At 68.8% G+C, this 13289-nt stretch carries 11 protein-coding genes; 3 read left to right on the top strand and 8 right to left on the bottom strand.

Going from position 1 to position 13289, the window contains the following annotated elements:
- Nucleotides 1-41 precede the first annotated feature (41 nt).
- Nucleotides 42-428 carry a hypothetical protein gene (locus A4R43_RS28600; protein ID WP_162788633.1) on the top strand — a complete coding sequence of 129 codons (387 nt, stop codon included), beginning with the start codon at nucleotides 42-44 and terminating at the stop codon, nucleotides 426-428.
- A 41-nt stretch (nucleotides 429-469) separates the two neighbouring features.
- Here the strand turns inward: A4R43_RS28600 and A4R43_RS28605 are convergent, their stop codons facing one another.
- The 8 genes from A4R43_RS28605 to A4R43_RS28640 all read right to left on the bottom strand — a co-directional run bounded on the left by A4R43_RS28605 (nucleotide 470) and on the right by A4R43_RS28640 (nucleotide 11418).
- Nucleotides 470-1195, bottom strand: coding sequence for a hypothetical protein (locus A4R43_RS28605; protein WP_113695126.1), 726 nt, complete (start codon nucleotides 1193-1195; stop codon nucleotides 470-472).
- Nucleotides 1192-1617 carry a hypothetical protein gene (locus A4R43_RS28610; RefSeq protein ID WP_113695127.1) on the bottom strand — a complete coding sequence of 142 codons (426 nt, stop codon included), beginning with the start codon at nucleotides 1615-1617 and terminating at the stop codon, nucleotides 1192-1194. Before A4R43_RS28610 ends, A4R43_RS28605 begins: the two co-directional genes overlap by 4 nt.
- Nucleotides 1614-2558: a hypothetical protein gene (locus tag A4R43_RS43455; RefSeq protein WP_205215103.1), complete on the bottom strand. Its 945-nt coding sequence runs from the start codon at nucleotides 2556-2558 to the stop codon at nucleotides 1614-1616. The genes A4R43_RS28610 and A4R43_RS43455 overlap by 4 nt, the downstream gene beginning before the upstream one ends.
- Nucleotides 2559-2640: 82 nt before the next feature.
- Nucleotides 2641-7317 carry a DUF7507 domain-containing protein gene (locus A4R43_RS28620; protein ID WP_236808345.1) on the bottom strand — a complete coding sequence of 1559 codons (4677 nt, stop codon included), beginning with the start codon at nucleotides 7315-7317 and terminating at the stop codon, nucleotides 2641-2643.
- An 85-nt stretch (nucleotides 7318-7402) separates the two neighbouring features.
- A complete protein-coding gene (locus A4R43_RS28625; RefSeq protein WP_113695129.1) occupies nucleotides 7403-8053 on the bottom strand; it encodes an acyltransferase in 651 nt (216 codons plus the stop codon).
- Nucleotides 8053-9255, bottom strand: a complete 1203-nt coding sequence (locus A4R43_RS28630; protein WP_113695130.1) for a glycosyltransferase family 4 protein — start codon at nucleotides 9253-9255, stop codon at nucleotides 8053-8055. Before A4R43_RS28630 ends, A4R43_RS28625 begins: the two co-directional genes overlap by 1 nt.
- Nucleotides 9256-9293: 38 nt before the next feature.
- Nucleotides 9294-10241 (bottom strand): NAD-dependent epimerase/dehydratase family protein, encoded by a 948-nt coding sequence (locus A4R43_RS28635; protein WP_113695131.1) that lies wholly within the window; start codon nucleotides 10239-10241, stop codon nucleotides 9294-9296.
- Between the two features lie 37 nt (nucleotides 10242-10278).
- Entirely contained in the window at nucleotides 10279-11418 is a 1140-nt protein-coding gene (locus A4R43_RS28640; protein WP_113695132.1) for a DegT/DnrJ/EryC1/StrS family aminotransferase, read from the bottom strand.
- Between the two features lie 439 nt (nucleotides 11419-11857).
- Between A4R43_RS28640 and A4R43_RS28645 the strand changes: the two genes are divergently transcribed.
- Together A4R43_RS28645 and A4R43_RS28650 are read left to right on the top strand one after the other, a co-directional pair.
- Complete coding sequence (locus A4R43_RS28645; protein ID WP_113695133.1) at nucleotides 11858-12487, top strand: DUF4360 domain-containing protein; 630 nt, start codon at nucleotides 11858-11860, stop codon at nucleotides 12485-12487.
- 160 nt (nucleotides 12488-12647) lie between these two features.
- Nucleotides 12648-13280 carry a DUF4360 domain-containing protein gene (locus A4R43_RS28650; protein ID WP_113695134.1) on the top strand — a complete coding sequence of 211 codons (633 nt, stop codon included), beginning with the start codon at nucleotides 12648-12650 and terminating at the stop codon, nucleotides 13278-13280.
- Nucleotides 13281-13289 lie beyond the last annotated feature (9 nt).

Below are 13289 nucleotides of genomic sequence, written 5' to 3' on the forward strand. Positions count from 1 at the left end.
TCTCCGAGGACTCCTTCTTTCGAGTCGAAGTGCTCTCCTGCTTGCCCGAACCCGTACCGCTCGCCCTCGTCACACCCGACTTCTTCTCCGACGACGACTCCTTCTTACGAGCCGAACCGCTCTCCTGCTTGCCCGAATCCGACTTCCTCGACAAACCGGCACCCGGCCCCGAACGCGGACCGTTCGCCGAAGAACCCGTACCACTCGCCCTCGTCACACCCGACTTCTTCTCGGACTTGCCCTCGTTCTTGCTGGCCGTCGGCGCGGGGGCGGTTTTGCGCTGGGGCGCGGCCGGCGTCTTCTTGTCGTTGGACTTGCCGACGCCGGCGATCTTGGCCGGCGCCCCCTTGTCAGCGGCGGCGGCCTGGGCGCTCGCCGTGCCCAGCAGGCTGAAAACAATGGCGAGGAAACCACCCGACGCGGTGTAGAGAATGGTGCGCTGGACGGCAGTCATGTGGGAACTCATGGTTCACGCACCGTTCGTGACGGAGACCGAAACGGAACCGGTCGGGGTCTTCTTGGTGACGGTGCGGCTCTCGCCGGGCTTCAGGTTCGAAGAGCTGAGCTTGACCTCGACCTTTTCGGGCTTCTTCTTGTGCTCGCCGTGCTTTTCGCGGAGTTTCTGCTGGAAGTCGCGAGATTCCTTGCGGGCCTTGGTCAGTTCGCTCTTGGCTTCCTTGAGCTTGGACTTCGCCTGGCCGAGGGACTTCTCGGCCTGGTCGACGCCCTTCTCGGCCTCGGTGACGGCGGCTTTCGCCTTGTCCAGTTTGGACTGTTCCGGCGGGGTCGGCTGCACCGCCGGCTGTTCCGGCTGCACCACGGCGAGCTTGTGCACCTGCGGCGCGCGCACCACCGGGGACCGCTGCGGCTGCTTCACCTTCACCGCCTTGGCCGCCGGTTTCGCGGCGGGCTTGGTCACCGCCTTCGGGGCGGCAACCGGGCGCGCCACCGGGGCGGCGGCTGGCTGCGGCACCGCGGCGGCAGCCGGCGGTGGCACAACCGGAGTGGCGGCGGGCGGTGGCACGACCGGGACCGCGGCCGGTTTCGGGGTGGCTGGTTGCGCGGCGGCGGTTTTACTCGGTGCTGGGTCGTCGTCGCTCATCAGGTTGACGGCGGTCACCCCGATGGCCACGCCGGCCAGTCCGGCCGCTCCCGCGACGGCGATTCGCTGCACCTTGCCGAACTGCTGCGTCATCGTTCACTCATCTCCAGTTCCCCATTTCGACCTGCCTTCCGGTCGTAGGCCTCTTCGGCCAGCGACCGGCCCATCAGCCCGCCGAACACCCCGGCCGCCACCCCGGCGACCATGCCCGCGACCGGGCTGACCACCAGGCTCGGCAGCACCCCCGAAACCACCGAGGCGGCGAACCCGCCCAAGCCGGTGGCGGTGGCCCGGCTCATCGGCTTGCGCTCGTGGTCGAGGTAGTAGTAGTCCTCGGGATATTCCTCGACCGGCTCCGGCGCGGGCTCCGGTTCCGGGGCGCGCTGGTGGCGCCACGCGTCGTCGGGAATGACCATGAAGCGCGCGGTGTCGGCCTTGCGGCGCAACCCGGCCCGCTCGACCGCGGCCCGCACGACGTCGTTCATCGTGCGCGGGGCCGCCAGCATCGCGGTCATTTCTGCGGGGCGAGGTCGCGCAGCTTCTTGGCGACCTCCGGCGAGACGTCGACCTTGCCGGGCAGCTTGATCTTGACGACCTTGCCCTCGGTCTTCTTTTCCTTCTTCTCGGCCTTCTTCGCTTCGCGCTTCTTCTTGTCCTCGGCGATGTCCTTGCGGATCGACTCGACCTCGCCCTTGGCTTCCTTGAGCTTGGTCTTCGCGTTGGAAAGCGACTTCTCCGCTTCGGTCACCGACTTCTCGGCCTCGTTGAGCTTGGCGACGGCCTTGTCCAGCTTCTTGGTTTTCTCGTCGGCCTTCTTCTCGGCCTTGTGCTCGGTCTTGGTTTCCGGCTTCTTGGCCTCGGCCGGCTTGTGCTCCTTCACCACGATCGGCTTGCCGGACTCCGCGATCACGGTTTTGGTGCCGTCGCTGACCACCGCGTACGACTTCGCCGACGGGCCGGTCGAGGTCGCGCTGACCGACGGCTGCGCGGCGGCCTGCACGATGACCGGCTTCCGGACCACCTTCTCGACCACCTTGCGCGGCCGCTCAGCCGCCTGGCGGACCTTCGGCTCGGCCTTCTTGACCTGCTGCACCGGCTCGGCCTGCTTGACCGGAGCGGGCTGGGCAGCCGGAGCGGGCTGCGCGGCCGGAGCGGGCTGCGCGGCCGGAGCGGGTTTGGCGGCCGGGGCGGGCGCGGCCTGCGGAACGGGCGCCGCGGGCTGGGCGGCTGGCGGCTGCGCGGCCGGAGCCGGCGCCACCTTCGCCCCAGGAGCGGGTGCGGGCGCGGGCGCCGGTGCCTGGTTCGCCGCCGGTGCCGGTGCCGCCTGCGTGGCACCGGACTCCGGGGTTTCGTCCTCCGCGGTCATCGCGTTGACCGTGGACGCGCCGATCGCCGCGGTGACCAGACCGGCCACCCCGTAGACCGCGGCTCGCTTCAGATTGCTCGACTTGTTCATCGGTCCCACCTCGTCGATCCACCAGTGACGAAGTGAGCCTGGACCAGGCCGGTCCAGCGGAGGTACAGCAGCGGTACACCGGCTAGCCCCGGTCCGTGCGCCTCCCCGCGATCAGCAGTCCGGCACCCGCCAGCAGCAGCCCGATCCCGATGAACAGCGGCGTCCACACCTGGGCACCCGTCTTCGCCAGCGGCGGCTTCGGCCCTGGCGGGACCGGCGTTGTGGTGCCGGTGTCATGGTCCCCGCCGCCGCTGTCGGTGTCGCCGTCCACGGTGACCTTCGCGGTGCCGGTGTCCGTGACCGGCTTGCCGGGCTGCTCGGTGTCGGGCGTGCCCGTGCCGGTCGCGACGTTCACCAGGTCACCCGACGACGGGGCGGTGGTGGTGCAGGTCCACTCGCGGCTCGCGCCCGGATCCAGCCGCTCGAAGGTGCGGGCGCAGTCCGGCAGCGTGCGGTCGGTGACCACCACCGGCGCCAGCGCGACGTTGCCGGTGTTCGTCGCGGTGAGCGTGAAGGTCACCGTCGCCCCCGGCGCCACCCGCTCGGCCGACACCGTCTTCGTGACGTCGAGCCCCGGCTTCGCGACCTTCGCGACCGCGTCGTCGGAGCTGTCCACGGGCTTGCCGGTCGGGTCGGTCCCGGTCGCGATGACGGTGTTCTCGATGTCCCGCTCGGCCATGGTCACCTCGCAGGTGACCGGCTCGGCCCGTTCGCCGACCGCGAGCGAGCCGATCGCCACCGCGCAGCCGGGCGCCACCTCGTCGGTCAGCCGGACGTCGGTCAGCGGCACGTCCCCGGTGTTCTCGACGACCACGGTGAAGGTGACCTTCTGCCCGGGGAGCACCGGCTTGGCCGGGCCGGTTTTGGTGACGGTGATGCCGGGGCCGATCACGTCGACCTCGGCCTCGTCGGTGCCGGTGACCTGGCGGCCGGTCGGGTCGGTGCCGGTGACCGACGCCGTGTTGGTCACGTCCTCGCTGACCACGACCGTGCAGGTCCGCGTCTCGGTGGCGCCCGCGCCGAGCTGGGCGAGGGTGAAGCCGCAGCCAGGCGCCTTGTCGTCGGTGACGGTGACCGCGGTGAGCGGCACGTCGCCGGTGTTGGTCACGGTGATGGTGTAGGTGACCTCGTCGCCGGGACGCACCTGACCGGGCTCGGCCGACTTGTCGATTTGCACGCCCGGGTGGACCACGTCGACGACGGCATCGTCCTGAGTGGACACATCAGGGCCCGTCGGCGGGGTGCCCGTCACGGTGGCGACGTTGGTGACGTCGTCGTCCGGCGCGGTCATCGTGCAGGTGTACGTGCTGCTGCCGCCCGGTTCGAGGTCGCCGATCGTGCGGGCGCACCGCGCCGCGATCGGATCCGTGACCTCGACGCCGGTCAGCGGCACGTCACCGGTGTTCGTCACCTTGATCGTGAAGGTCACCTGGTCACCCGCGTGGAACGGGCCCTCGTCGGCGGTCTTCTCGATGCTGATCCCCGGATGCTGCACCACAAAGGTGGCGTCGTCGGTGTCGGTCACCGGGCGATCGGTCGGATCGGTGCCGGTGACCGACGCCGTGTTCGTGAAGCCCTCCTGCCCCGCGGTGACCTGGCAGGTGAACGTGGTCGTGGCCGATGGGGCCAGCGAGCCGATCGTGCGCGCGCACTCCGCCGCCAGCGGGTCGGCGACCTGGACGCCGGTCAGCGGCACGTCACCCGTGTTCGTCACGGTGAGGGTGAAGGTGACCCGATCGCCCTCGCGCACCGCCGCCGGTGACACGTCCTTCGTGATCGTCACCGCCGGATGGACCACGTCGACCAGCGCATCGTCCTGAGTGGACACATCAGGGCCGGTCGGCGGGGTGCCCGTCACGGTGGCGACGTTGGTGACGTCGTCGTCCGGCGCGGTCATCGTGCAGGTGAAGCTCGTCGCGCCGGAGATGCCGAGGTACCCGATTTCGCGGGCGCAGCCGGCCGCGATCGGGTCGGTGACCTCGACGTTCGTCAGCGCGACGTCACCGGTGTTGGTCACCGTGATGGTGAACGACACCGGGTCACCGGCGCGGAACGGGCCACCCTCGGTGGTCTTGGTGATCGAAATCCCCGGCTGCTGCACCACAAAGGTGGCGTCGTCGGCATCGGCCACCGGGCGGTCCGTCGGATCGGTGCCGGTCACCGTCGCCGTGTTCGTGAACCCGGCCGCCCCGGCCGTCACCGAGCAGGTGTAGGAAGTCGAGCCGTTCGCCGCCAGTTCCCCGAGCGTGCGCGCGCAGGACGGCGTCTGATCGTCCACAACGGACACTCCGGTCAACGGCACGTCCCCGGTGTTGGTCACCGTGATGGAAAAGGTGACCTGGTCGCCTGCACGAACCGCCGTCGGCGTCGCGACCTTGGTGATCGACACCGCCGGGTGGATCACGTCCACCGCCGCGTCAGCCGAGTCCGAGACCGCGCCGCCGATCGGATCGGTGCCGGAAACCGTTGCGGTGTTGGTGAAATCGTCCGCCGGTGCCGCCATCACGCACTGGTAGGTCTCCACCCCGCCCACCGCCAGGGCACCGATCGAACGAGCACACGAAGGCGCCATCCCATCGGCGACCGCGACCGAAGTCAGCGGCACGTCACCGGTGTTCGTCACGGTGATGGTGAAGGTGACCTCGTCGCCCTCGCGGACCGAAGTCGGCGCCGCCGCCTTCTCGATCCGGACGCCCGGCTCGATCACCGTGACCGTGGCGCTCGCGGAGTCCGTGGCCCGCTGCCCCACCGCGTCGGTGCCGGTCGCGGTCACCGTGTTCGTGGTGGTCGTCGCGGGATTCCCGGAGCACGTCCAGGTCTGCTCGGCACCCGGGGCCAGCGCGCCGAACGTCCTGGCGCAGGCGGGCGTGGTGTCGTCGCCGATCACCACCGGGTCCAGCGTGCTGCCGCCGGTGTTGGTCACGCTGATCGTCCAGGTCACCGGCGCACCGGCGTGGACAACCGGCGGCTCGGCCGACTTCCGCACCTCGATGGCGGGCGCCGCGATCGGCACCGGCGCGTCGGCGGAGTCGGTGACCTGCTTCCCGAGCTGGTCACTGGCGGTGACCATCGCGGTGTTGACGTTCTCCGGCACCGGCGCGGTCCCGGCGCAGGTGAACTCGGCCGAGGCGCCCGGAGCGAGCGGGCCGGGCAGCGTGCGCGCGCAGTCCGCGGTCTTCGGATCGGTCACCATCAGCGACGACAGCGGCGCGTCCCCGGTGTTGGTCACCCGGATGGTGAACACCACCCGCTCGCCCGGCTGGTAGACGGCCTTGTCCGTGGTCTTGGTCAGTTCGACGGCCGGGTTCAGCACGTCCACGTCCGCGGTCGCGGTGCCTTCGAGCGGATCGTCGAGCGCGCTCGTGCCGGTCACCGTCGCGGTGTTGGTGAAATCGGCGTCACCCGCGGTCCCGGTGCAGGTGTAGCTGGTGCTCTGCCCGCCGCCGAGCGCGCCGATGGTCCGCGCGCAGGACGGGAACAGCGGATCGGCGACCCGCACGCTGGACGCCGGCGCCCCACTGGGATTGGTCACCGTGATGGTGAAGGTGACCTGGTCACCGGCGTGCACGGCGGCCGGCTCGGCGGTCTTGGTGATTTGCAGCTCGGGCACCGGCGTGGAGAAGGCGAGGTTCTGCGCCAGGTAGGCGTCCCCGCCGGTGCCGAAGCTCATCTTCGCGCTGGTCGCCCCGGCCGGGATGTCGGTCGTGGTGAACGACTTCGCGTCCACGCTGAAGTTGTTGCCCACCGCGGGCTCGGTGGCGCCCTGGCCGTTGGAGATGAAGAAGTTCGACGCGTCGCCGGTGTCCGGTTCGAACTGCGGCTGGTCGTTGATCGCGAAGGTGTCGCGCGGCAGGCCCCAGTCGCCCTCGTAGGCGGTCACCCCGACCCTGGACTCCGGGGAGGTGGCGCGGAACCCGGTGATGTTCACGCTGGTGGTCGGGTCCGAGCTGTTCTGCCGCACGTGCCCGTCGTAAACGAACACCTCGCGCTTGGCCGGGGCATACGCGGGATTGCGCTCGGGATAGGCGTAGACCACCGCGATCGACCAGCCGCCCATGCAGCCGAAGCCCTTCGGCGCCCACACGTTGCCGACGGTCAGGTCGAGCGGCGATCCGGTCGGCGCCCCGGCGAAGGCAGCGGTCACGTCGGCGTAGGCGGAGTAGTACTGACCGCCGGTGTGGGAGGCCGACGGGTCCTCGGTGTAGGACGCCGGGCTCACGTCGACGGACGGCGCGCCGCCCACGGACAGCCGGACCGCCTGCCCGGCCGGGCTGCCCGGCGGCAGCACCGCGGGCTGGTTGCCGTTGCGGACCTGGCACATCTTCACCGGCGACGGGTTGCCGGCCGAGGTGTTGTAGACGCCGGTGTTGCCCGCCCAGTTCAGCCGGGCGAACTTCACCGCGGCACCCGGCGGAATGGTCACCGACGCCCGGCTGGAGTCGAAGGTGCCCGCGTCCGCGTCCACGTCGGCCCACTGCATGAAGAAGTTGTCGTTGACCTGCGTGGTCGTGCGGTTCGCGCTGCTCGCGCAGGCCGCCGGGGTGTTGCCGGAGCCGGTGGTCGGCGCCCCGTCCGCCGGGACCGGGCAGCGCAGCGACCCGTTCCCCGCGTAGAGGAAGTCGCCGTAGACGGCCTCGTTGAAGTTCAACGCGAACGGCTTCACCACCGCGGCGGCGGCCGGGGTGGTGAACACGACGAGGCTCGCGACGGCGAAGGCGGGCGCGAGCGCTATCCGGCCGAACCGGCTCACTGTGGGCACGCGGATCACTCTTGTTGTGATCCACAGTGGACTCAATCACCCCGACAGGGGTCTTGAACAGGGTTCACCTGTCAGGGTGAGGAGATCACCCGGCCGGGTCGGTGTCCCCCGGCTCGCTGAAGTCACCGGCCGGCGCGCCCCACGGGCCGACCTCCATGCCGCGCTCGGCGGCCAGCTTGCGCCGCCGCTCGTTGTCCTCGCGTACGCGCTTGACCTCATTCTCGATGTACTCGTCGTCGTAGCGCTGGAACACGCGCGCCGGGTTGCCCGCCACCAGCGAGCGCGGCGGCACGTCCTTGGCCACCACCGAGTTCGGCTGCACGGTGGCGAAGTCCCCGATGGTCACCCCGGCCATGATCACCACCAGGCCGCCGATGAAGCAGCCCTTGCCGATCTTGACCGGCTTGCGCTCGATCAGGTCGCTGCCCGAGTGGTTCTGCAGCGTCATGTTCGCCAGCCAGCTGGAATGGGTGAAGATCAGCGTGTTCAGCCCGATGCTGGTGTGCTCGCCGATCTCCAGCCCGCCGCTGGCGTCGAGCACCGCGCCCTCGCCGATCCAGCAGTGCTCGCCGATCTTCAGGTTCTCCGGGCTGACGATCTTCGCCCGCTGCCGGATCCGGGTGGTCTCCGGCAGGCCGAACAGCTTCGCCCGCTCGGCGTCGTTCATGTACTCCCCGACCAGCTCGGTCAGGATCTGCGGGCGGAGCCGGTTGCTGCGCTCGTCGTCGAAGAACATCAGGACTTCTTCTTCCCGCTCGACTCGGCGATCAGCTTCTCGAAGGTGCGCAGGTGCTCGTCGGTGACCACGTCGAGGCCGAAGTTGTCGCGCACCATCGCGCTCTGCCGCTTGGCCAGCTCGGCGCGCTTCTCCGGGTGGTCGAGCAGGTCGATCACCGCTTCGCCGACGGCTTCGGCGTCGTCCGGCGGCACGATCAGGATGTTGTCGCCGTTGCGCAGCTCGATGCCGGGGTAGTTGTCCAGCGTGGTCGAGGTGATCGTCGCCGTGCCGGACAGCATGGCCTCCAGCGAAGCCGTGCCGCAGCCGCCGTTGAGGTCGTGCGTGACGATGTCCGCGGCCGCGAAGTACGACGGCACGTCGGCCTTCGGCACCGCGCCCTTGACGATGAACCTGTCCGCGATGCCGAGTTCCTCGGCGCGCTTGATGAACGCGTCGTGGTAGACCCGGCCGACCACGATCACCTTGGTGTCCGGGTGCTTCTCCAGGATCGCCGGCATCGCGTTGACCAGCGGCATCCGGTCGCGCAGCGGGATCACGTGGCCGAGGGAGACGATCAGCGGCGCGTCGCCGATGCCGTTCTCCTCGCGCACGTCCTTGGTCAGCGGCTTGTCGAAGTGCGCGGTGTCCACCGCGATCGGGAAGTAGTCCGAGTTCGCGTCGCTGGTGCCGTAGCGCTTGACGCAGTAGTCCACGCCCAGCTTGTCCAGGATCACGTACCGCGGCTTGATCACGCTCAGGATCGGGCGCACCAGCACCGCGTCGAGCATCCGGAACACCGAGCTGTACAGCTTCTTGTCGCTGATCAGCAGGGTGTGGATGGTGACGACCACCGGGATGCCGCGGCGGCGCGCGTACAGCCCCACCATCCAGGACAGGTCGAAGAACTGCCCGTGCAGGTGGATCACGTCCGGCGCGAAGGCGTCCAGCATCTTGAACAGCCTGCGCCAGTTGCCCGGCCGGACCGACGCGAAGGTCATGTCGAAGTCGATCGACAGGCCCAGCTGCGGCATCTTCATCGCCGGCAGCCGGACCACCCGGTAGCCGTCGCGCTCCTCCTCCGCCGGTGCGTCGGCGTAGGCGGCGGTGATGGCGAGCACGTTGTTGCCGCCGGCCGCGTACTGCTCGGCCAGCGACGCCGACATGTGCGCGCTGCCCCCCACCCGCGGCGGGAAGAAGTTGTTGACCACGACGATGTTCATCGAGCGCCCCTCTGCCGATCCGGCCGGTGGTAAGCCCATCAGCCGGCGGCCTGGCTCATGTGCAGCTTGACCAGGTCGTGCATGCCCTGCTCGACCGGGATGGTCGGCTCCCAGCCGAGGACCTCCTTGGCCCGGGTGATGTCCGCGGCCCGGCGCGAGACCAGCACGTCACGCTCGTTGAACTGCGGCTCGACCTGCACGCCGACGGCGTCGATGAGGATCTTGGCCAGGGTGGCGATGGAGGTGTCGATACCGGTGCCGATGTTGATCGGCAGGTTCGCCTTCTCCGACTCGAGCGCGGCGACCACGGCCCGGGCCAGGTCGTGCACGTGCACGAAGTCCATCGACTGCTCGCCCTTGCCGTCGATGATCGGCGGCTGGCCGTTGCGCAGGCGGGTGATGAAGTGGTTGATCACCGAGGTGTAGTACGCCTCGCTCTTCTGGCCGGGGCCGTACACGTTGAAGAAGCGCAGCGCGTTCCAGGACAGGCCCTTCTGCCGCTCGTAGAAGCCGAGCAGGTCCTCACCGGCGCGCTTGGTGATGCAGTACGGGGTGAGCGGGCGGAGCTTGTCGTCCTCGTGCATCGGCAGCCGCTCCGGGTCGCCGTAAACCGAGGCGGTGGAGGCGAACACCAGGCGCTGCACGCCCTCGTCCGCGGCGGCGGCGAAGACGTTGTGGTTGCCGGTCATGTTGATGTCGACCGACTCGTGCGGGTCGGCGATCGACTTGTTGATCGACACGGTGGCGAAGTGCACCACGTGCGTGCAGCCGCGCATGGCCTCGCGCACCGCACCGCCGTAGCGGACGTCCTTCTCGACCAGCTCGAGGTTGCCGGTGGCGGCCCACTCCTCCATCCGCGGGCGGTCGCCGCGGGTCATGTTGTCGAAGGCGCGGACGAAGTAGCCGCGCTCCATCAGCATCGGGATCACGTGCCCCGCGATGAAGCCGCCGGCGCCGGTGAACAGGACCGTCTTCTTTTCGGACATGGTGTGCGTTTTCTCCTGTGCTGGTTCGTCCGCTGGATCAGGAAAGCTCGGTGACGACTTCGGTGACCGCCTCGACCACCCGGCCGACCTCGTCTTCGGTCAGGTTCGAGTGCATCGGGATGGCCAGGTGCCGCTTGAACGCGTCGGCCGACACCGGCAGCTGCTGGCGCTGCCCGTAGATCGGCTGGACGTGCGAAGCGTAGGTGCCGAAGTTGCAGCCGATGCCGCGCTCACGCAGCCGGAGGGCCACCTTGTCGCGGCTGATCTCGGGCGCGATGGTCAGCACGTAGGCCTGCCACGGGTGCTCGCGGTCCGGCAGCGCGACCGGCACCTCGACGCCGTCGAGCGAGGCGAAGCCCTCGTGGTAGGTCTTCGCCGCCGACCGGCGCACGGACAGCAGGTTCGGCAGGCGGTCCAGCTGGACGTTCATGATCGCGGCCTGCACGTCCGACATGCGGAAGTTGTAACCCAGCTCGTGGAAGCTCGGGATGGGCAGCTCGTCGCTGCCTTCGCGGCTGAACGCGGGCTCGATGCCGTAGGTGTGCAGCTTGCGCGCGTGCGCGATGAGGTCCTCGCGGTCGGAGACCAGCGCGCCGCCCTCACCAGCGGTGATGCCCTTGCGACCGTGGAAGGAGAAGGCGGCCAGGTCGGCCAGGCTGCCCGCCGGGCGGGTCTTGTAGGTGGCGCCCGCGGAGCAGGCGGCGTCCTCGAACAGCCACAGGCCGTGCTGGTCGGCGATCGCGCGGTACTCGTCGAAGTCGCCGGGCTGGCCGAACACGTCCACCGCCAGGATGCCGACGGTCTTCGGCGTGATCAGCGCCTCGATCGAGGCCGGGTCCGCGCTCCAGATGTCCGGGCGGATGTCGGCGAAGACCGGGGTCGCGCCGGCCTGGAGCACGGCGTGGCCGCTGGCCGGGAAGGTGTAGTCGCCGACGATGACCTCGTCGCCGGGCTGGACCCCGAGCACCTTGAGCCCGAGGAACAGCGCGGTGCCGCAGTTGCTGGTCGCCAGCGCGTGCTGGGTCCCGACCGCGGTGGCGAAGCGCTCTTCGAACTTGCGGCAGGTGGGGCCAGCTCCGGCCAGCCATCCGGACCGGAAGACCTCCGCCACGGCGGCGAGCTCTTCCTCCCCGACGGTCGGCTGGCCCAGGACGATCGGCTTGGAGCTGTCAGACATACCTCTCCCATTGCATGAGGACGGGTCGCAGTGTATTAGAGCGCCGCCGCGCTCTTGGCAGCCCCGTACCTCGACGCACCGACCAGGGCGAAGGTTGCCCCGCGTGGCGGAGGTCGCGCCGCGACGCGGGCGCCCGCCCGAGGCACCCGGCGGGGCCACGCGGCCACCGCCAGTGATCACGCCATTACCGCAAAACTCGTGTTATGCATTAGTAAACCCATTTTGTGACCGGCGAATCCACTACGTAACAGCAGGCACAAAGATCAAGAATAACCGCGCGGACTACGGCCGCGCACCCGAACGGACGCGGTGTGCATGATTTCAATGCACCAAGTGCAAAACATGAGCCCGTTCAGCGGAGTCCCCGGCGAACCAGCCCGGATACCCTGAACCACCGCCGCCACGATTAGTTGTTCACGACGCATCAGAAGGGTGCATCATGTTCACTGCGCTGGCTGCCAGTGCCCTTGCCCTGTCGGCGATAACCACCCCCGGTTCCGTGGCACCGGCGGAGGCCCCACCGGAACAGGTGACGATCAGCATCGTCACGGTGAACGGCTCGGGCTGTCCCGCGGGAACGGCCGCGGTCGCGGTGTCACCCGACAACACGAACTTCACCGTGACCTACAGCGATTACCTCGCGCAGACCGGCGCCGGCTCGTCCCCGATCGAATTCAGGAAGAACTGCCAGCTGAACCTGCGGGTGAACTATCCGCAGGGCTTCACCTTCGGCATCGCGCAGGCCGATTACCGCGGCTTCGCCCACCTGGCCAAGGGCGCCTACGGCTCCCAGCGGGCGAACTACTACTTCCAGGGCCAATCGGCCAATGCCACCGCGGTCCACCCGTACAACGGGCCGTACAGCGACAACTGGCAGGCCACCGACAAAACGGATTTCGCCTCCATTGTGTACGCGCCGTGCGGCGAGGTGCGCCACCTCAACGTGAACACCGAGCTGCGGGTGAACGTCGGGACCTCGGATCCCAAGACCACCACCAGCTTCATGTCGATGGACTCGACCGACGGCAACGTGGACACCAAGTACCATTTCTCATGGAAGAAGTGTTGAGAATCCACCATTCACGGCCAACGCCCTACCCTGCCCTTTTCCGCCGACGATAAACCAGAACAAAAAAAGGCACCCGTTTAGCGGAATTGCGGTAGCGGACGGCACGCTAACATTCAGGAACCGCCGCCACCTGGAGTAAAAACCCCGGAAAGGTGTGCACATGTTCAGCGCGCTGGCCGCTACCGCATTGGCAATGTCCATCGTGTTTCCGCCGGGTGGTGCCCCCGGCACCACGCCGCCGCCCGACCATTTCACGATCGACGTGGTCACCGTCAACGGTTCCGGCTGTCCAGCGGGTACCGCCGCCGTCGCGGTGTCCCCGGACAACAAAGCATTCACCGTGACCTACAGCGATTTCCTGGCCCAGGTCGGCGTGGGCGCCAGCCCGACCGACTTCCGCAAGAACTGCCAGCTCAACCTCCGCATCAACGCGCCGTCCGGGTTCACCTACGGAATCGCGCAGGCCGACTACCGCGGTTTCGCGGCACTGGCGAAGGGAGCCTCCGGTACCGAGCGGGCGAACTACTATTTCCAGGGCATGTCCCCGACCGCCTACATCAGCCACACCTACAACGGGCCGCTCGAGGACAACTGGCAGGCGACCGACCAGACCGAACTCGTTTCGGTCGTCTACGCCCCGTGCGGCGAGAAACGGCACTTCAACATCAACACCGAGCTGCGGGTCAACGCGGGCACCTCGGACCCCAAGACCACAACCAGCTTCATGACCATGGACTCGACCGACGGCAACTTCTCCACCACGTACCACTTCGCCTGGAAGACCTGTCCATGACCTAGAGCC

The sequence above is a fragment of the Amycolatopsis albispora genome (assembly GCF_003312875.1).
Classification (GTDB): domain Bacteria; phylum Actinomycetota; class Actinomycetes; order Mycobacteriales; family Pseudonocardiaceae; genus Amycolatopsis; species Amycolatopsis albispora.

Excerpts from the sequence above, each read along its gene's own strand:
- A4R43_RS28605 (WP_113695126.1), bottom strand. The coding sequence starts at position 1,195 with ATGACGCAGCAGTTCGGCAAGGTGCAGCGAATCGCCGTCGCGGGAGCG.
- A4R43_RS28610 (WP_113695127.1), bottom strand. The coding sequence starts at position 1,617 with ATGACCGCGATGCTGGCGGCCCCGCGCACGATGAACGACGTCGTGCGG.
- A4R43_RS43455 (WP_205215103.1), bottom strand. The coding sequence starts at position 2,558 with ATGAACAAGTCGAGCAATCTGAAGCGAGCCGCGGTCTACGGGGTGGCC.
- A4R43_RS28625 (WP_113695129.1), bottom strand. The coding sequence starts at position 8,053 with ATGTTCTTCGACGACGAGCGCAGCAACCGGCTCCGCCCGCAGATCCTG.
- A4R43_RS28630 (WP_113695130.1), bottom strand. The coding sequence starts at position 9,255 with ATGAACATCGTCGTGGTCAACAACTTCTTCCCGCCGCGGGTGGGGGGC.
- A4R43_RS28635 (WP_113695131.1), bottom strand. The coding sequence starts at position 10,241 with ATGTCCGAAAAGAAGACGGTCCTGTTCACCGGCGCCGGCGGCTTCATC.
- A4R43_RS28640 (WP_113695132.1), bottom strand. The coding sequence starts at position 11,418 with ATGTCTGACAGCTCCAAGCCGATCGTCCTGGGCCAGCCGACCGTCGGG.
- A4R43_RS28645 (WP_113695133.1), top strand. The coding sequence starts at position 11,858 with ATGTTCACTGCGCTGGCTGCCAGTGCCCTTGCCCTGTCGGCGATAACC.
- A4R43_RS28650 (WP_113695134.1), top strand. The coding sequence starts at position 12,648 with ATGTTCAGCGCGCTGGCCGCTACCGCATTGGCAATGTCCATCGTGTTT.